At 75.0% G+C, this 18703-nt stretch carries 13 protein-coding genes; 7 read left to right on the top strand and 6 right to left on the bottom strand.

What is annotated here, in order from left to right; translation table 11 throughout:
- Positions 1-8: 8 nt before the first annotated feature.
- Positions 9-527, bottom strand: coding sequence for a phosphatase domain-containing protein (locus tag FRADC12_RS27660; protein WP_045878805.1), 519 nt, complete (start codon positions 525-527; stop codon positions 9-11).
- 560 nt (positions 528-1087) lie between these two features.
- On the opposite strand from FRADC12_RS27660, the gene FRADC12_RS27655 reads away from it, so the two are divergent.
- The 5 genes from FRADC12_RS27655 (at position 1088) to FRADC12_RS32600 (ending at position 8591) form a co-directional block, all read left to right on the top strand.
- The gene (locus FRADC12_RS27655; RefSeq protein WP_045878804.1) at positions 1088-4075 is read left to right on the top strand and encodes an FtsK/SpoIIIE domain-containing protein; all 2988 of its coding nucleotides are present in this window, start codon (positions 1088-1090) and stop codon (positions 4073-4075) included.
- Positions 4068-5339, top strand: coding sequence for a hypothetical protein (locus FRADC12_RS27650; RefSeq protein WP_045878803.1), 1272 nt, complete (start codon positions 4068-4070; stop codon positions 5337-5339). Before FRADC12_RS27655 ends, FRADC12_RS27650 begins: the two co-directional genes overlap by 8 nt.
- A 168-nt stretch (positions 5340-5507) precedes the next feature.
- On the top strand, positions 5508-5771 hold the full coding sequence (locus FRADC12_RS27645) for a hypothetical protein (protein WP_045878802.1): 264 nt from the start codon (positions 5508-5510) through the stop codon (positions 5769-5771).
- A gap of 763 nt (positions 5772-6534) precedes the next feature.
- Positions 6535-8094 carry an alpha,alpha-trehalose-phosphate synthase (UDP-forming) gene (locus tag FRADC12_RS27640; protein ID WP_045880345.1) on the top strand — a complete coding sequence of 520 codons (1560 nt, stop codon included), beginning with the start codon at positions 6535-6537 and terminating at the stop codon, positions 8092-8094.
- An 86-nt stretch (positions 8095-8180) separates the two neighbouring features.
- Positions 8181-8591, top strand: coding sequence for a hypothetical protein (locus FRADC12_RS32600; protein WP_045878801.1), 411 nt, complete (start codon positions 8181-8183; stop codon positions 8589-8591).
- A gap of 13 nt (positions 8592-8604) precedes the next feature.
- Here the strand turns inward: FRADC12_RS32600 and FRADC12_RS27630 are convergent, their stop codons facing one another.
- Positions 8605-9105 (bottom strand): SixA phosphatase family protein, encoded by a 501-nt coding sequence (locus tag FRADC12_RS27630; protein ID WP_045880344.1) that lies wholly within the window; start codon positions 9103-9105, stop codon positions 8605-8607.
- 467 nt (positions 9106-9572) lie between these two features.
- Positions 9573-9944, bottom strand: coding sequence for a WhiB family transcriptional regulator (locus FRADC12_RS27625; protein WP_045878800.1), 372 nt, complete (start codon positions 9942-9944; stop codon positions 9573-9575).
- 1070 nt (positions 9945-11014) lie between these two features.
- On the opposite strand from FRADC12_RS27625, the gene FRADC12_RS27620 reads away from it, so the two are divergent.
- Both FRADC12_RS27620 and FRADC12_RS27615 read left to right on the top strand, forming a co-directional pair.
- Positions 11015-12355, top strand: a complete 1341-nt coding sequence (locus tag FRADC12_RS27620; protein WP_052711227.1) for an acyltransferase family protein — start codon at positions 11015-11017, stop codon at positions 12353-12355.
- Between the two features lie 624 nt (positions 12356-12979).
- Positions 12980-14986 (top strand): sensor histidine kinase, encoded by a 2007-nt coding sequence (locus FRADC12_RS27615; protein WP_045878799.1) that lies wholly within the window; start codon positions 12980-12982, stop codon positions 14984-14986.
- A 46-nt stretch (positions 14987-15032) separates the two neighbouring features.
- Here the strand turns inward: FRADC12_RS27615 and FRADC12_RS27610 are convergent, their stop codons facing one another.
- From FRADC12_RS27610 to FRADC12_RS27600, 3 genes are all read right to left on the bottom strand, one after another.
- The gene (locus tag FRADC12_RS27610; protein ID WP_084011234.1) at positions 15033-15728 is read right to left on the bottom strand and encodes a response regulator transcription factor; all 696 of its coding nucleotides are present in this window, start codon (positions 15726-15728) and stop codon (positions 15033-15035) included.
- A 425-nt stretch (positions 15729-16153) separates the two neighbouring features.
- Positions 16154-17422 carry an MFS transporter gene (locus FRADC12_RS27605; RefSeq protein WP_045878798.1) on the bottom strand — a complete coding sequence of 423 codons (1269 nt, stop codon included), beginning with the start codon at positions 17420-17422 and terminating at the stop codon, positions 16154-16156.
- A gap of 256 nt (positions 17423-17678) precedes the next feature.
- Positions 17679-18530, bottom strand: coding sequence for a rhomboid family intramembrane serine protease (locus tag FRADC12_RS27600; RefSeq protein ID WP_045878797.1), 852 nt, complete (start codon positions 18528-18530; stop codon positions 17679-17681).
- Positions 18531-18703: the final 173 nt, after the last annotated feature.

The raw sequence follows: 18703 nt of genomic DNA, 5'->3' as shown, positions 1-18703 counted from the left end.
CGGCGGTCTCAGGTGCGGCCCTCGACCTCCTGGGCGTTGCGCAGGGTGTTCTCGTAGGGCAGCCAGTCGGCGTGCACGACGGGCCAGCCGTCGTCCTGCAGCAGCGTGACCACGGCCGGGTCGTCGTCGACGACCACGGCGACCCTCCGGGTCCGGCCGAGCCGGCGCAGCTCGGCGCGCTTGAAGACCCGGGCCGAGCGGCGGTCGTCGTCGGGCCGCATCCGCAGCGTCCCGACGGGCAGGCCCTGGGCCAGCAGCCACTCCTCGGTGTCGGCCCGGGACCGCTCGGGCCGCCCGGTCAGCCACACCACGTCGTGCTCGGCGGCGAGCCCCAGCACCAGGTCGACGCCCTGCGGCAGCGGCGGGTCCGCCGTCGCCGCGGCGAAGAACGCGTCCCAGTCGCCGGGCCGCTGGCGCAGGAACCCGAGCCGGTGCCGGACGTCCGCGACCACGCCGTCCACGTCGATCACCGCCAGCGGCCGCGGCGCCACCGCCGCGGCGTCGACCACCTGGCCCGCCTCGTCCACGCTCACCCTCCTCCGCCCGGCCCGACGCCGGCCACCCGCTTCATTCCATACTGGCCGGTTGCACCCGGTGCCTCCGGCCCCGGGGTGGGCGCGGCGGCCGTGGTCTCGGTCTCGGCCAGGCCGCGGGCGAGGGCCCGCCGCCGGGCCGGCCAGGGCGTACGCCGGGACACATCGGTACCCGGCCGGCCAGACGGTCACCGCCCGGCGCAGTCCGGTACGGTCTCGACACAGCGCCATCTCCTCGGGCGGCGCCCGACCACGGTGGGGCCGAGGACGGTGGGGCCGAGGACGGCAGCCGAGCGGGCGGCCCCGGGACCCGCCGGCCGCGGCGCAAGGGGCCGCGGCATGGAGCGCGGGCACCGGACCCAGGACAACCTCCGCATGTCCGGCGTCGTCCCGACTGGGGGATAGACACCCCCAGTCGGGGAAAGGCGCCTGGAGGTCTAACTTTCTGGCTAGCGTGGAGTGTTGACGTTGGGGGCCGCCCGGGGGGCCGGCGGCCGGCGGCCGGCGCGGCCGGCGCCGGCGCGCCATCGGACTGGGAAACGGGGAGGTTCGCGGTGTCGGGCAGCCGGCGGGCACGCGCGCTCGCGACGGCGGTCCAGTCTTCCCTCGCCGCGGCGCTCGCGGTCGCGGACCGGCTGGACGCGCAGGCCGAGCGGCTCGCCGGGGCACCGGCACAGAACGGCGCCGGCGCGGCCACCGGCCTCGCGCCAGCCTTCGACGAGGCCACCGAGCTTGTCTACGGCCAGGCACCCGGCCTCGCTGGCGCGGGCTGGAGCGCGGCCGCCTGGTCGGCCGTCGCCACGGCGCCCGGGCTGACCGCCGGCGGGGGGTTCCGGCCCGGGCTGTGGCGGGTGGGCCGGGTGCTGGTCCCCGGCGGCGGGCGCGCCGTGCCGTTGGCGCTCCCGCTGCTCGACGGCGGCAACCTGCGGGTCACCGCCCCACGCCCCCGGCGCAGTGAGGCCGTCGACCTGGTCCGCGGCCTGCTGACCCGGGTGCTGGCGACCGTGCCGCCCGGCCGGGTCGAGCTGACGGTCTACGACCCGTCCGAGCTGGGCGCCGGCCTCGCGGGGTTCGCGCCGCTGCGCGCCGCCCGGGTCATCGGCCCGACGCTGACCGCCCGGACCGCGCTGGAGACAGCGGTGACGGAGCTGTCCGGCCACGTCGGGCGGATCACCGTCGACCGGCTCGGCGGCTCGTTCGCAAACCTGCGTGAGCGGGAGGACGCGGGCCTGCCGCGGTCGGAGCCGTGGCGGCTGCTGGTGCTGCTGGCCTGGCCGTCACTGCCCGACGAGTCGGCCCGCGCGCTGCTCGGCCTCGCCGGGCAGGGCCCGAGCTGCGGAGTGCACGTCCTCGCGGTCACGGAGCCGGAGACCCCCGACGCGCCGGCGACCGGGCGGGCGCCCGCCGGCCCGCTGCCGAACGAGGTCGCGCTGAGCGCCGACGGGCCGGACGGCGCGAGCTGGAGCTGTTCGCTGGCCCCCGGCCTGCACGCCGTGCTCGACGGGCCGCCGCCGGCCGAGCTGGTCGCCGCCGTCGCGGCCGGCGTCGCGGCGGTCGCCACCACCGCCGCCGCGACGGCTCCCGGTCTCGGCGCGCTGCTGCCCGACGGGCTGTGGGAGGACGACTCGGCCGCCGGGATCGCGGTCCCCGTCGGATTCGGTCCGGACGGCCCCTGCGTGCTCGGCTTCGACGACGACACCGTCCACGCCCTCGTCGGCGGGCAGGCCGGCGCCGGCAAGTCCACCCTGCTCCTCACCATGATCTACGGCCTCGCGGCCCGCTACGGCCCTGACCAGCTGCGCCTTCATCTGCTCGACTTCAAGGAGGGCCTGGAGTTCGCGCAGTTCGGACCGAGCGAGCGGGACGGCTTCTTCCTGCCGCACGCCGACACGGTCGGGATGGACAGCGACCGCGAGTTCGGCGTGGCGGTGCTGCGTCACGTCCGCGCCGAGATGTCCCGGCGGGCGGTGGCGATGCGCGCCGCGGGCGCCCGGGACCTGCGGGGCCTGCGGGCCGCCGTCGGCGTCGACGGCCCGGCGGGCCCCGGCGGCGGTGCCCGGGGGAGCACCCGCTCCGGCCGGGGCGCCTGGCCCCGGATCCTGGTGGTCATCGACGAGTTCCAGGTGATGCTCACGCCGCTCGACCCGGTCGCCCGGGAGGCGGTCGCGCACCTGGAGGCGATCGCCCGCCAGGGCCGGGCGTACGGCATCCACCTGCTGCTGGCCAGCCAGACCCTCTCGGGTATCGACGCGCTCGACGCGACCGCCGGCAAACGCGGCTCGATCTTCGGGCAGTTCGCCCTGCGGGTCGCGCTGCGCACCTCGATCAGCGAGTCCAGGGTGCTGCTGTCGACGAACAACGAGGCAGCGGGCGCGCTGTCGGGCGTCGGCCAGGCGGTGGTGAACCGCCGCAACGGCCACCCGGCCGGCAACGAGCTGATCCGGGTCGCCCGCCCCGACCCGGAGACGCTGGCGACGCTGCGGCCGCGGCTGGCGAAGGCGCTCGCCGCGACCGTCGACGATCCCACCCCGCCGCGGGTGTTCGTCGGTCACGCGCCGGCCCTGCTGGACACCAACTCGGCGTTCGCCCAGCTGCGCCCCGGTTCCGGCGGCGGTGACCCGCTGGCGTTCGTGGGCGCTCCGCTGGATCTGGCGCCGCCCGCGGTCGGGGTCACGCTGTCCGCGCAGCCGGGCCGCAACCTGGCGGTGCTCGGCCCGCTGCGCCGCGAGGCGGTCGGTGTGCTGCAGGCCGCCGTGCGCAGCGTCGCGGCGCAGTGCGCGCCGGGTGGGCTGCGGGTCGACCTGGTCGCGGCCGGGCCGGCGGAGCGCGGCGCCGTCGACGACCTGGCCGCCGCCCTGCACGCGGCCGGCACCGCCGTGACCGTCACCGGCCTGACCGGCCTCGCCGGCGTCGTCACCGAGACCGCCGCCGAGGTCGGCCGGCGGGAGGAGGACGGCGGCCACGGCGCCGCATCCGGGCATCCCGGCGCGCCGTTCCCGCTGCGGCTGCTCGTGCTGTTCGCCGCCGACGCAGGCCGGGCAGCGCTGGAGGCGCCCAGCGGCTCGGGCCGCCGCACCGGGCTGGACGACCTGCGGCAGGCGGCCCGGCGCGGCCCGGCCGTCCGGGTGCATGTGCTCGGCTGGTGGCGCAGCCCGTCGCGGCTGCTGGATGACCTCGGGCCCGGGCACCGCGACGATTTCGCCGCCTGGGTGGCGGCCGGCGTGCCCGGCAGCGAGCTGTTCGCCCTCGCCGGCCATCGCACGGTCGCCGCCGGGACCACGACGAACCGGGCCGTGCTGTTCGACCGGCACGCCCACGGCGAACCGCGCGCCCTGGTGCCCTTCGCGCCGCTCGACATCGCCCGCGGCGGCCCCGACGCCGATCCGCACCGGCTGGCGGGGTACGGCGGGACACCGGGCACAGGCGGGAGCGAACCCGCGTGGGGCGCCCCGGCCCGGCGGGACATGGCCGGGTGGCCCACGACGGGGCAGCCGGGCGCCGCCGGCGTGCCCAAGCCAGGACGGAGTGGGGCCAGTGGCTGACCAGGACCGGATCGCGCCGTGGTTCCCGGACATCCCGGCCGCGCCGCGCCCGTCGGTGCGTGCGCCGCGGCCCCCTGCGGGCCTGCCCCCCGGCCGCCTGGGCGCGGGTGGCGAGCCGCCTCGCCCGGTGTCGCCCGAGAGCCTCGGCGCGGGCCGCACCGGCGGCGACGATCTCGCGGACCTGCCCGGATCGTCCAGCGGCACCGGTCCCGGCGGCCCCGGCCACCGGGGCGGCGGCCCGGGCCCGGACGTCCCGGCCCAGACCGGTGGATGGGGTGAGAAAGGCCGGCCGGCCTACCTGCCGGCCGTGCCCTCGGTTCCTACGCCGTTGCGGGGTCAGGGGCCCGGCACAGGCGCCGACGCCGGGCCGATGGACCCGCGCCTGGCGGCCCGTAGGTTCGCGGAGCTGCTCGGCGAGGCCGACCGTACCCGTGGCGAGCGGGACGCGCTGGCCCAGGCCGGCCGCGAGGACGCGCTGGTCCAGGCCGAGCGGTACCGGGACGCGGCCGGCGACGTGCGGGACCGCGTTCAGGACGTGTGGCGACAGGTCGCCGAGACGCTCGCCCAGTTCGGGGTGACGGAGCTTCACCAGGTGCGGGACCACGCCCCGGTGCCGGGAGCGCTTCCCGGCATCGGCTTCGAGGACGAGCCGGCGCCGGAGGCCACTCGGCCCCGGCCGGCGCTGGGCCGGGACAGCCGGCGTGGCCAGAACAGCCCGTCGCCGCGGCGGCGACGCGGCGACGCCGCCCCACCGGTCGCGATCGGTGGCGGCGGGGCCGCGGTGGCCGAGCGGGACGGGGCGGTGAACCTGCCGGCGGAGCTGGAGCGGGCCCGGCAGCTGTGCCTGCGAGCGCTGGCCTCCTCGGCCGAGCTGCGCGGCGTGCGCGGGGCGTCGTCGTCGCTGTCGGTCGGCCTCGTGACGGCTGGCGGCTGCCTGCTGGTCGCCGTGGTCGTCGCGGTCGGGCGGGTGTTCTTCGCCGCGACCGGGCTGCCCTGCGTGCTCGGGGCGTTGGTTGTCGGAGGCGCCCTGGTCAGCGTCGGCACGGAGGGCGGCGGGGCGAAGGCCGCGGTGCGCTCGGCGTTGCTGGCCGCCGGTACCGCCGGAGCGGTGGTGCTGGCGACCCTGCGGCTGGCGCCGATCGAACCGCTGGGGATCGTCGCGTCGCTGGTGGCGCTCGCCGCCGCGATCCGGTTCGGGCTCGGTTTCGGCGCCCCGAAACCGGAGAAACCGGCCGCACGGGGGCCGGCGGGCCGGCGTCGCTAGCCGTCGACGCGACAGCGGCGCGCACCGGGCCCGCGTACGAGGGCCCGATGAGTCAGGCGCCGGAGTACCAGGGCCGGAGCCAAAGCGCGGGGCAGGCCCGGCGGCCAGGCATGGCCGGTCGGGGAAGGTCGGGGGTTCGGACCGGGCGGTGGAAGGGAACGGGCACGGGTGTCAGGCTCGATCGCGGAGGTCAAGGCACAGCTGGACGAGGCGTTCCGGCGCGCCGAGGAGGTCGCCGGCCAGCTGGAAGGGGCGTTGACCCTGCTGGAGGAGGCGCAGGCGATGGTGATAGCCGCGACCGACGGCAGCGAGCATCATGCCGTCGAACTCCTCACCAGCGCGCTGGTCGACACCCGCGACACGCTGGCGCACTCACTGGCGTCGCTCGGTTCCGCGGTCCAGGAGGTCCGCGACTACCGCGACAGCCTGTGACGCCTGGCGGGGACTCCCGGGCCCGCGCGCGCCGGGGCCCAGAGGCTAGGGACGGAGCGGCCGGGACTGGCGGTCGGGATGTCGCGTGCGCCACAGGTGACCGGACGCTGCCGCTGGCGGTGGGCATAGCCGTGTGAAGGCTTGGGTAACAACCGGCTAGCGGCGCCGCGACACGGTGCGCGACGGCTCGGCCCCGACTAGAGTCCGAATTGTTACCCGTGCAGCTGATCGCCTGTCTGATGCCTCGTCTGATCGCTTGTCGCGCGGCCCCCGCCCCGGGCCGAAGCCGGTCGGGGGCGGTCCGCTCGGCGGTGCCCGAACGCCCGCGCCGCCCCGGCCGGCCCCGCGCGCCGGGAAGGAGCCTCGAGCAGGAAGCTGACAGACTGAGGCGCCCTCAGCCCTGGTCGGCACTGCCGGGGCGGGGCGCGCAGGAGCCCACTTGTTCGGGGCCAGTTCGCTGCCGGGAACCCCGCCCGCCTGCCGGAACGATCACGGACGGACCTGTGCGTGATCGGCGGCCTAGGGTGGGCAACGGGCCGGTGGCTAGCCCTCTTTCGGCATATGCGCAGCTGTGGTCCCCGGGCAGGCGTCGCCGCGCGAGGGGCACCCGGGGGGCTGCGCCGAGGAACCGTCGGCGCCCTGTTGGCCGTGGAAAACGAACCGTTGAGTGAGCCACCCCTTCGTTCCCGGGGGAGCGCCGTAGCGGCGGATCTCGGGTGACGGGGCAATGCTCCTTGAAAACCACCAGGAGGGCCGTCCCCACGTGGCGCACACCGATGTGCTCGACCTGCCGCTGGTGCTGTTGTCCAACCGAGGCCCGGTCAGCTTTGGCCGGGACAGCGCTGGCCGGACCGTGAACCGTGGCGCGGGCGGACTGGTCTCCGCGCTGTCCGGCCTGGCCGAACATCTCGACGACGCCGTCTGGGTCTGCGGCGCGGCGACCGAGGAGGACGCCGTCGTGGCCCGCGAGGCCGCCGGCAAGGCGCTGCACGTGCAGACCCTGCCGGTTCCGCACCTCGTCGACTCCGCGTTCGGCGACCCCAGCTCCGACGGAGGCTCGAACAAGCCAGCCGACGGGCCGTCGATCAAGATCCGGATCGTCGAGACCGACCCGTTCGCCTACGCCGACTTCTACTCCGTCTGGTCGAACCCGATCCTTTGGTTCATCCAGCACGGGCTCTACGGCCGGGCATATTCGCCCGACTTCACCCAGGCCGAGCACGAGGCCTTCGAGAACGGCTACGCCGCCGTCAACCGGGCGTATGCCGACGCGGTGGCCGACGAGGTCCGAGCCCGCGGCGGGAAAGCACTGGTCCTGCTGCAGGACTACCACTTCTACCTGGTCGCCGAGCATGTCCGCCAGCAGTGCCCGGACGTCGTTCTCACCCATTTCGTCCACATCCCGTGGCCGGGGCCGGACGAGTGGCGGGTGCTGCCGGCCGACATCCGGGAGCGGCTGCTCACCGGGCTGCTCGGGTCGGACGTGGTCGGGTTCCACACCCGCCGCTACGCCCGCAACTTCGTCCTGTGTGCCAGCGAGCTGCTCGGCCTGCCGATCGACCTGGACGCGATGACGATCAACGTCGGCGACCGGGTGGTCCGAGCACGGTACTACCCGATCTCAGTCGACCCGGCGGCCCTGGACGCGACACTGGCCAGCGAGGACGTGGCCGCTCACGTCTCGATGCTGCGCTACATCTTCCTCGGCGACGACCGGCAGCTGATGCTGCGGGTCGACCGGACCGACCCGAGCAAGAACGTCGTGCGCGGGTTCCAGGCGTTCCGCACCCTGCTGGAGCAGCACCCCGAGCTCGTCGGCAAGGTGAGCTTCCTGGCGCTGTTGCAGCCGAGCAGGACCGACGTCCCCGAGTACGCCGACTACATCGCCCTGATCGGCGGGGTGGTCGCGGAGATCAACGCCCGGTTCACCAAGGACGGCCGCCAGCCGATCGACCTGCGGATGGTCGAGGACTTCGCGTTGGCGATCGCGGCCTACTCGATCTGCGACGTGCTCGTCGTCAACGCGATCGCCGACGGGATGAACCTGGTCGCCAAGGAGGTCGCGGTCGTCAACGGCCGCGGCGGGGTGCTCGCGCTGTCCGAGACCGCCGGCGCGCACGAGGAACTCGGCGAGCACGCCGTGACCCTGCACCCGTTCGACCTGCAGCAGATGGCCGACGCGTTCTACAGCGCGCTGACCATGCCGCTGGAGGAGCGGCACCGCCGGCTCGCGGCCGCCGCGGAACAGGTCCGCACCCATGACGTCGCCCGCTGGCTGAGCGACCAGCTGACGGACCTGCGCCGGATCGCCGGCTTCGCCTGAGCCCGGACGCGCGGGGTGCCCGGCCACCGGGCGCCCCGCGCGTCAGCCCGCCTGGGCCGGCGCCGGTCGCGAGGGGCTGGCCCGCCGTGCGGGTGCGGACCGGGCCCGAGTGGGGAAGTATCCCGGAAGACGGCCCGGCCGGCGGACGGCCGGGCCCCGACGCGGCGCGGGCGGATGGTTCCAGCCGTCACGCGGACCGGGACCGGGAGTGTGGCACGGTGGTGCGCACGGAGCGGGACATGCGGACGACGGAGCGGCCGCGGGCCGACGCGGGGCCGGCCCTGCCCGGCGCGGGCCTGTCCCCGCGGCCGGCCGGTGGCCATCGCCGGGCGAACGGCGGATCGTGGCTGGCCGTCATGCTGATCATCGCCGGTTTCGTGCTCGGCTGCTTCGCACTGCCGACCGGCTCCGTCGTGCTCTGGTTCCTCACCGGCGCCGCCATCGTCGTCGGCGGGGCGGTCGGCCTGGTGTCCCGGATCATGGAGCAGGCCTACTGACCCCGGTCGGGCGTCAGGACGCGTGCCGCAGGCTGCGCGGGGTGACGAACGAGCCGAAGCGGGTGCTGGCTGGGCCGAGCTCGGCCCAGCGCCGGGTGCCCAGGTCCAGCACGGCGAGGGCCGCGGTCGGGAAGGTCGGGATGAGCGCCCGGTCGGGCTGCGCCAGCAGCCCGACGGCGAGCGCGTGGATGCCCGGGTTGTGCCCGACCAGCAGCAGGCTCGGCACGCCGTCGTCGACCTCGCGCAGCCGGCCCAGCAGCTCGTCGGGGCCGGCGAGGTAGAGCCGGTCCTCGGTGAGCACCGGCACGTCGGGCGGCAGCGCGGCCGCGATCCGCTGCACGGTCTGGCGGGTCCGCAGCGCGGACGAGCACAGGATGAGGTCGGGCGCGAGGTGCTCGGCGGTGAAGTGCGCGGCGACCAGCACGCAGGCCTCGCGGCCGTCCGGCGACAGCGGTCGTTTCGCGTCCGGTGTCACCGCGTCGGCCCAGTCGGACTTGGCGTGTCGTAGCAGCATGAGGCGCCGGCCGCCGTTCACCACCACGCCGTCCAGGGCTCGCCGCCTCGGCCACCGAACACGGGTCTCCTCCTCGGCGCGCTGGTGCTCTGGGCGCCGTGATGCTGGGCGCGGTGGTAGGGCGTACGGCGGCAGCGGTGGCGGACGGCCCAGACAAGGCTATTCCGAACGTTCACTACGGGGAAGGCCCGGTATCCACGCGGGGTGCGGGTGGATACCGGGCCGGAGACCGCCAGGTGTCGGGCGTCGTGAGCGCCGCCCGGTCCGCGGGTCGCGCGGCCGGACCGGCACCGGCCTCCCGGGGCGCCGCCTCCGGGGGTCGGGGGTGCCGTCCGGCCGAACGGCCGGCGGGTGGTGCGGGAACCGCGAGGGATCAGTGACGAGTGGTGCTGGTGATCAGTCTTGCTCGGCGCCTGCCGGGACGGGCACCCTGTGGGACGGGTGGTGATCGGCGCCCGGCCGGCCGGTCAGCCGGCGGCGACGGCGGCCGCCGGCAGCAGCCGGTCCGCGATGAGCAGGGCGTCCTCGGCGGAGATCCGGCCCCGGGGGATGAGGTTCGTCCGCTGGTCCGAGGTGAGGCCGCCCCACACGCCGTGCTCCTCCTGACGGAAGATCGCGGTGGCCAGACACGGCCGGCGCACGGCGCAGGTCGAGCAGATCTTGCGGGCCCGGGTCTCGGCGGCGGCCCGTGCCTTGGTGTTGCGGCCGTCCGGCGGGAAGAACGCGTCCGGGTCACCGTCGCGGCAGGCCGCGTCCTGACGCCAGTAGGCCGGCCAGCCTGGGCCGAATGGCTGCGGCTCCAGGTCGCGACCGGGAAGAACGGGGACGCCCGCGCTCATCGAACCGCCTCCGTCCGGGTGTTGCGAGACAGGTTGATCCTGTTACTGGTGAGTAGAACGGTGGGCTGACTGGGCATACCGTCTCCTGCGAGTGATGCGGACAGGCGTGCGGAGGACCGCGGCCACGGCGCCACTGTGGGCACGCCGGCCGTCGGTCCGACCAGGTTGAGCCGAGTAGCCCCCGGGTGATTCGTGCGAACACGGCGCACTTGTCCGGTAAGCCACCGGTACACCGCTGCGTGGAAACGAACCCGTCTCGTCTCGTTAACGGAGGAACGTAGACGTCTCTCGACCGGATGACAAGGGTTCCGGAACGCGGACGTCCGAATACCTCCGGGCGGCCTGTCGTGTGCGATCGGTCAGGTCTCGGCTACCGGAGGTCGCCGAGCTTGGCGCCCGCCTCGACCCGCCAGAGTGTCCGGCTGGGTGGCGCAGGTCACTTTCGGGCGCTGCCGGGGGCCGAGAAAACCCATGCCATACAGGCCTTTTGGCGGTCGCCCTTGCAGGGCAGTCAGGGCCGCGGCGGGCGTGGGCGCGGCGCTGACGGCCTGGACGGGCGGCCTGCGCGGGTCGCCGGCGCCGCGTGCACGGGGCCGATTCGGTGCCACGTCGACCCAGGTGGGCGGGCATCTCCGGCCGGCTCTGTCGCCGAAATGTGCGTAGTACCACAACCGGTCGACGGGTCTTGAAAGTGCCGTTCCTCCGCGTTACGCGCATCGTCACCGGGTGGTCCCGGGGGGACGGTGCGAGGCGCCCGTCCGGCCCGGTCGGCGAGCTCCGCCCGCGGGGCGCGGCTGGCGCAGCCAGGCCCGCGCCCGCCCGCGGGAGGCGACCTCGGCGTCCGGGCGCGGTCGCGTCTCTGGCCGCAGGCCGGCTGCCGTGGGCTCGTCCCGTACCAGGTCCGCAGGGTGTCCGTAGTGTGCTCGCTCGGTCAATGTAGGGCGAAATCGTGGTAAAAGCGTCTTTAGTCATTCTTCGGAGATGCCTGGAACCTGTGGCTGGCACGGCCTGGACGGCGCGCCGTGGCGGCGCGCGTGAACGCGAGGAGACCGAGTCGGCGTGGTGGGCGGGTGACGGCGGCCCAGGCTCCGGCCGCGAGGGCCCGGCGCACGGCGGCGCCCGTGCGCTACCACTACCTGGACGCGTTGCGGGCCGCGCTGATGTTCATGGGCGTCTTCGTCCACGCGGCGCTCGGCGACGACCGGGTCTTCCGGCTGATCGCGCACCTGTCCGGGCTGTTCCGGATGAACGGGTTCTTCCTGGTCTCCGGGTTCTTCTCCAGCATGCTGGTGCTGCGTTACGGCGCGGGCCTGATGGTGCGGCGGCGGCTGCTGTCGATCGGGGTGCCGCTCGTCGCGGTGCTGGTGCTGCTCAACCCGGTCGCCCGATGGCTCATGTACAACCAGTACAACCCGCGGATCGGCCTGGTCGACTACCTGCTCGGCCACCGGGTGGCCCACCCGGCCGGCCCGATGACCTGGCACCTGCAGCTGTGGTTCCTCGTGTCGCTGCTGGTCTACACGCTGTGCTCGCCCGTCGTGTTCGCCGCGCTGACCCGGCTGTTCACGACCCGCGCGTTCGGCCGGGTCGCCGCGAGCAGGCCCTGGACGATGGCGGCGCTGATCGCCTTCGTCCTGCTGGCGACCCTGGTGCTGCAGGGCGGCTACCTGCTGGCGCTGCGCCCGCTGATCGAGACGACGCCCGCCGACTACGTGGTCGACGCGACGCTGCGGTACCTGCCTTTCTTCGTCGTTGGCATGGCGCTGTTCCTCGACGGCCAGCGGGTGCTGCCGGCGTTCAGCCGGCCGGCACCGGTGCTGCTGGTCGCCTCGGGCTGCCTGCTGGCCGTCGCGGAGCTCCGACTGGTCGCGCCGCTGGGGACGGAGCTGGGGGACGCACTCGTCCGGTCAGTCTTCGCGCTGGCCGTCGTGGCGAACCTCTTCGCGGTCTTCGGGCGGCTCGTGACCCAGGAACGGCCGATCCTGCGCTACGGCGCGGACGCGGCCTACAGCGTCTACCTGTTCCACTATGTGACGATCTACGCGCTCGCCGCGCTGCTGGGGATCGGCGTCAACGCGCACTGGCCGAAGCTGCTGCTGATCACGGTGCTGACGTTCGTGATCACCCTGTCGGTCCACCACTTCCTGATCCGGCGGTTCCACATCCTGGCCGTGATCTTCAACGGGAAGTTCAACATCGGCAAGCCCGGCCCGGCCCGGGCGGCCGAGCGGCGGCCGGCGTTCGCGGCTGTCCCGGCGGCGGCCGGGCCAGCTCCGGGCCGGTGGTCGGTGGACCGTGACGACCGGGTCGGGGCGCGACCCGAGGCGCGGGAAGCCACGCAGGTCGGCGGCGGCCGGGGCGGCCGGCATCGGGCCCCCAGGAGGCCGGACCGTCGCCTCGCCGGCCGCTGAGGTGGGCAGCGCGCCGACGGGCGGCTGGCTACCGCCGTTCCGCGTGGTGGGGACACGTCAGTCCGCGTCGGGTTGGCCTCGTCTACCTGCCACGACGTGACCGTCCGCGTCGGCTCGGCTGGCCTCCGTGATGCTGACAGCGGGCTGGGGGAGGGCGCAGTCACGGTGGAAGCAGACAAAGGCTATTTTCAGAGAAATTCTGATGGCGCCACCCGGGCCGGGAGACGACCTCTACCGTCGACGTGGCGGACGGCATCGCGCTCCCAAGGGGTCGCTCGCGCCGCCGGCTCGCCTCGACGGCGCCGCGCCGGCCGTTGATGCGCCGCGCCGGCCCACCCGCAGCGCTGACCGCCGTTGGCCGGTCCGGGCGGCACCTCGGTGCCGGAAAGTTGGGCCGTCCGGCGCGCCGCGTGAGGCTTTCGGGCAGCTACCAGGCCTGACGACATCGTTCGGGTACCTTCTGGTCGCCCTCCGTCGCGATGGTGGGGCTTTGGGCCGGGCGTGACGTCGTATTGTGCTGGGCAGAGCGGCCTGTTTCCGGCTGTCCAGATCCGGCCGGGCCAGCGCCGTCCGGGCTGCTGTCGTCCGGCGCGCCGGCCACGATGGGGTGAAGGTGGTGGAACGGTGACCAGCGAGGCCGGGCAGCCCGGGCCACCCGTCCCCGCGGCGGTCGCGGCCCAGGCCTCCACCGGTGGGCGCCTCGCGGGCGGGACGCAGCCAGCGGCGGCGCCGGTCGGCTCCGGCGGCCCGGCCCCGCCTCGCGCGACGGCATCGGACCCCGCCACCGCGGCGGTCTGGGTGCCTGCCCGGCAGCGGCCGGGCGCCGGCGGGCGCACCGCCGCCGGACCGGGGTTCGAGGAGCGGGTCGAGCGGATGCTCCACCAGCTCGGCGACCGGGTCGGTGACGCCCTCGCCGCGCACGACCGGATGCGTGGCCTCGCGGACGCGCTCGCGGCCGTCGCCCAGGAGTCGAGCCTCGGGGCGACGCTGCGGTGCGCGGCCGAGTCGGCCTGCCGGCTCGCCGACGCCCAGTTCGGCGCGATCGGCGTGCTCGCGCCCGACGGCCGGGTCCGCGACCTGGTGGCGGTCGGGCTCGACGCGGCCGCGCTGGCCCGGGCCGGGCGGCTGCCGCGTGGCCGCGGGCCGCTCGGCGCCGCGTTGCGCGAGTCCTGGTCCGGGTGCGACGGAGAGGCGGCTGGTGCGTCGCGGACCGGCGCCTTCCCGCCGGGGCATCCGGCGTTCGGCGCGTTCCTCAGCGTGCCGGTCACGATCCGCGGGACGGCCCTCGGCGATCTCTACCTCGGCGGCAGACGCGGCGGCGGCCCGTTCACCAGCCAGGACGAGGACCTGGTGATGGCGTTCGCGGCGGCGGTCGGCATCGCGATCGAGAACTCGCGGCTGCGCGACGAGGCCCGCCGCCAGCAGGCCTGGCACGCGGCCAGCGGCGAGATCACCGCGGCGCTCGTGGCGGTGCCCGAGCCGTGGGCCGCGCTGGACCTGGTGGCGAGCCGGGCCCGGCAGGCCACCGCGGCCTGCCTGGCCGCGATCGTCATCCCCGACCCGGCGGCCGGGGTGGTCGTCACGAACGCGGACGGCTCGGGGGCCGACCGGCTGTGCGGGCGCAACCTGCCGGTCGAGCGCAGCCCGCTCGTCGAGGCGATGCGGGTCGGGCGGGCGCGGGTGGTCACCGGGGCCGAGCTGGTCGACCTGATCGGGCCGGCGGCGGCGGAACTGGCGCTCGCGTGCGTGATGGTGGTGCCGATGGTCGCCGCTGGCCGCGCGGTCGGCGGGCTGCTGCTCGCGACGCCCGGCGGCGGTGACGACTACGCCCCCGAGCCGGTGGCTGACGGGCCGGGCCGGGCCGGGGGCGTCACCCCGTTCGGCGAGCTGGACCTGCGGATGGCGACGGCGTTCGCCGGTCAGGCGGCGCTCACGCTGGAGCTCAACCGGCTGCAGCGTGACCGGGAGCGGCTCGCGGTGTTCGAGGACCGGGACCGGATCGCGCGCGACCTGCACGACGTGGTGATCCAGCGGCTGTTCGCCACCGGTCTGCAGCTGCAGGGGATGACCCGGTCGATGCCGGCTGCCATGGCGGGCCGGGTCGAGGAGGTGGTCGGCGAGCTCGACCAGACGATCACCGAGCTACGGCACACGATCTTCTCGTTGAGCTCACCGACGCCGGACGGCGCGGCGCTGCGGGCCGAGATCGAACGGATCGCCGGTCAGGCGGAGCACTCCGTCGGCCTGCGCCCGGCGGTGCGGATCGAGGGGCACGCCGAGCGGGTACCGGTGGTGGTCCACCCGCACCTGCTGGCGGCACTACGAGAGGCGCTGTCGAACATCGCCCGGCATTCGCGGGCCACCCGGGTGCAGGTGCTGGTCCGCGCGACCGACGACGACGTCCTGGTCGAGGTGCACGATGACGGCGTCGGCCCGGGCGGGGCCAGCGTCACCAGTGGCCTGGCGAACCTGCGCCGGCGGGCGCAGGACCTTGGCGGGCACATGGAGTTCGGCCCGGGACCCGGCGGGGTCGGTACCCGGGTCCGCTGGCAGGTGCCCACCGCCGCGCGGCCGGCGCCGGCCGACTGGGCGACCAGCCCGACGCCGCCGCCCGGGCTGCCGCGCCCCTGAACGGGGCCCGCGGTCAGCCGCGGCTGACCGAGCGAGGGCCGGCCGGTCAGGTACCGAGCTTCGTGGCGAAGACCGCCGCCTGTGTCCGGCTTTCCAGACCCAGCTTCGACAGCATGCTGGAGACGTAGTTCTTGACGGTCTTCTCGGCCAGGTACATCCGGTTCGCGATCTGCCGGTTGGTGAGGCCCTCGGCGATCAGCGCGAGGATGCGCCGCTCCTGGTCGGTGAGCCCGGCGAGCCGCTCGTCCTCGGCCGGGCCCTGCCGCAAGCGGAAGAGCACCCGCGGGGTGACCTCCGGGTCGAGCAGGGACTGGCCGGCGGCGACCCGGCGGACGGCGTCCACGAGGGCGGCACCACGGATCTGCTTGAGCACGTAGCCGGCGGCCCCGGCCATGATCGCGGTGAACAGCGCGTCCTCGTCGTCGAACGAGGTGAGGATCAGGCAGGCGATGCCGGAGTCGTTCGAGCGGACCTGGCGGCAGACCTCGATGCCGCTGCCGGCCTGCAGCCGGGCGTCCAGCACGGCGACGTCCGGGCGCAGCGTCATGATCCGCTCAAGCGCCTCGTCGGCTCGGCCGGCCTCCCCGACGATCTCGATGTCGGGCTCCTCGGAAAGGAGGTCACGCAGCCCGCGGCGAACGACCTCGTGGTCGTCGAGCAGGAAAATGCGGATCGTGCGGCCGGGGGGCGGCGCGGGCTGGCCGGCCGCCACCGACGGCGAAGCCGCGAGACCAGGCGACATGCCCGCGGTCGTCCGGGCGTTCCCCGCCGCGGGAATGTCCGCTGATACCTCTGACACCGTTGACCCCGCCAGACCCGCAGTCGTTGAAGACTGTCCGAATGTCACCTGATGCAACGAGAGTATAACGCGGCCGTTCCGGGTCCCAGAGTTGTCCGATGATCAAAGCGATCCGACTGCGGCGCGCTAGGGCCGGAAGGAACGGTAATTCGTCCCGAGTGATTGGATGAACTCGCTGGGCGACATCTGCCCTGTTCGCGCGGCTATCAGGCGTCAGTTTGACGCTGTTTGTGCGCACCAGGACCGCGACTGTCGCGCTGCGCCGTGGGTCAGCGCCTTTCCGGTGTTCTTCCGGTGGGCTGGCGTCCGCCCGATGGTGTTGTGTCGACGCTCGGCAGCCCATTGAGGGACACGTCGTCCGGGCGCGTCTAGGCGGGCCTACCGGACATTTCGGACCGGCCGACCGCGACCGCGCCCGGCGTCGCCGGGCCGGCGGGACCTTCCGGCCCCACCCGGGCGCCGAGCACGGCCCGCTGCCCGCCGAGCGCCGCCAGGCCGACCAGGACGCCCGCGCCGGCCGCCACCGCCCAGCCGGACCGGGCGCCGAACCGGTCGATCGTCGCGCCGGCCAGCGGCGCCCCGGCCGAGATGCCGGCGACGAGCGCCACCTGCAGCCAGGCGAAGCCCTCCGTGCGAGCGGCGGCGGGCACCAGCCGCTCCATGACCGTGTTCGCGCCGGCCATCGAGGGCGCGACCGTCGCCCCGGTGAGCACCACCAGCGGGATCAGCAGCGGCACGTTCGGCGCGGCCCACGGCAGCCACAGCGCGAACGCCATACACCCGCAGGCGACCAGGAACCGGCGCGCGAACGCGTCGCCGGCGGGCCGCGCGCCCCAGAACAGCCCGCTGGTCGCCGAACCGAGGGCGAACAGTGCGAGCAGTACGCCGGAGAACGCGCCGAGCCCGTGCTGGCGGCCGAACGCGACGGTCGTGACGTCGGTCGCGCCGAACGACACGCCGACCGCCACCAGCACCAGCAGCAGCGCGCGCAGCGCCGGGTCGCGGAACACCCGGGGCCGCTCGACGGCGCCGGCGTCGGGCCGCGGCCCCGGGTCGGTCCCGCGCTGGGCCGCCAGGGCCAGCGTCCCGACCGTCAGCAGGACACCGGCGGCGATCAGGCCGGCCCCCGGCGCGACCGCGGTCGCGAGCACGGTCGCCAGCACCGGGCCGGTGATGAAGATGACCTCGTCGACGGCGGCCTCCAGCGAGAACGCCGCGCCGAGCAGGTCGCCGTCCGTCAGGCAGGCGCTCCACCTGGCCCTGGAGCAGCTGCCGGTCGGCGGGAACACCCCTCCCATGATCACGGCGAAGAGGTACCAGAGCGGCCGGGGCGCCCCGGCGCTGACGGTCACCAGCAGGCCGAGCAGCCCGACGAGATGGCCGAGCAGGCACAGCACGAGGACCCTCGCCTGACCGAACCTGTCCAGCGCCCGGCCGATCCGGGCGGCGCTGAGCGCCTCGCCGAGGGTCGCCGCGGTCACGACGGTGCCGCCGACACCGTAGGAGCCGGTCGCCTCCTGGATGTAGAGGACGGTTCCGATGCCGAGCATCGAGATCGGGATCCGGCCGACGAACGCGGCGAGGACGAAGCGCGCGGAGCCCTGGGTCGTGAGCGCCCGCCGGTAGACAGAGGCCATGGCCGGTCTTACCCTGCCTGACCTGCTGTCCCGGATCCACCGGATTACCGGCGACCCGCCTCACAGCACCCCGCCCCGCGCCAGCGCCGCCATCCGGGCGGGAACCGGGCCCCTACCGCACCCGCGGCCGGCGCCGCCAACCCGGCCAAGATCCTGGCCACTGCTCCAGACCGCGAACGATCTCCGCGTCCACCGCCGACAGGCGCAGGGCGGGCGCTCAGCGCCCGACGGTTCGGTGCCCTTAAGGCCCCGAATCCTAGCGGTCCGGACCCCAACGGGTGCCGCGGACCCAGCGGCTGCGTGGCGCATGCCGGCGCGGGTCCGGGCCGGCGGCGCGCAGCCTGCGGACGAACGGCAGCGCCACCAGGGCGCCGAACACGAACCCGACGACGTGTGCCCCGTAGGCGACCGCGCCGCCGGAGGACACCCCGATGCCGGCGAAGTACAGATACTGCAGGACGAACCAGAACCCCAGCACCAGCCAGGCCGGCAGCCAGAACGGGATGAAGAAAAGGATCGGCACGACGCCGATGACCCGGGCCCGCGGGAATACCACCAGGTAGGCGCCGAGAACGCCGGCGATTGCGCCCGACGCGCCGATCAGGGTGTTGCGCGAGTCCGGCTGGGCGAACGAGAAGCCATAGGCGGCGACGAACCCGCAGGCGACGTAGAAGAACAGAAAGCGCAGCCGGCCCATCCGGTCCTCGACGTTGTTCCCGAAGACGCCCAGGAAGAGCATGTTGCCAAGCAGGTGCACCCAGCTTCCGTGCAGGAACATCGAGGTCAGCACGGACAGCACCGGGTTCTTGTGGAACGGCGGCGGTGAGCTCACCTCGCAGCCGGTCGTGCCGTCCGGGTTGAGCCCGATCCTCCCGGTGTCGGCGACCGGCAGCTGCTTGTCGGCCATCAGCTCCTTCGGGATGGCCCCCCATTCCTCGAAGAAGCGCCGCTGTTCGCAGACGTTCGGGCTGGTGCCGCGGTGCAGGCCCATCACAGCCGTCGACACCGGGGTGAACAGCACGAACACGAGGACGTTCACCGCGATGAGCAGCCAGGTCATGACCGGCCGGCGTTTCAGCGGATTGATGTCGTGGATGGGGATGACCACGCCCGCCATCCTGCCGAACCCGGCTGACGCGGGCGCCCGCGGGTCCGTCGCCCCAACGGTCCCCGCCGTCGGGAACTACGGTCGCCGGCCTGCGGCCCTCCGGCCCGCGCGGGCCGGAGGGCCGCAGGCCGGGCGGGGGAGCGCCGGCCGAGCGTGACGTCCGGCCTGGCTGA

Origin of the sequence: Pseudofrankia sp. DC12, assembly GCF_000966285.1 — a bacterium.
Lineage (GTDB): Bacteria > Actinomycetota > Actinomycetes > Frankiales > Frankiaceae > Pseudofrankia.
The sequence above is the reverse complement of the archived record's forward strand: the minus strand, read 5'-3'. Positions and strand labels throughout refer to the sequence as shown.

Excerpts from the sequence above, each read along its gene's own strand:
- FRADC12_RS27605 (WP_045878798.1), bottom strand. The coding sequence starts at position 17,422 with ATGGCCTCTGTCTACCGGCGGGCGCTCACGACCCAGGGCTCCGCGCGC.
- FRADC12_RS27630 (WP_045880344.1), bottom strand. The coding sequence starts at position 9,105 with ATGCTGCTACGACACGCCAAGTCCGACTGGGCCGACGCGGTGACACCG.
- FRADC12_RS27610 (WP_084011234.1), bottom strand. The coding sequence starts at position 15,728 with ATGTCGCCTGGTCTCGCGGCTTCGCCGTCGGTGGCGGCCGGCCAGCCC.
- FRADC12_RS27625 (WP_045878800.1), bottom strand. The coding sequence starts at position 9,944 with ATGAGCGCGGGCGTCCCCGTTCTTCCCGGTCGCGACCTGGAGCCGCAG.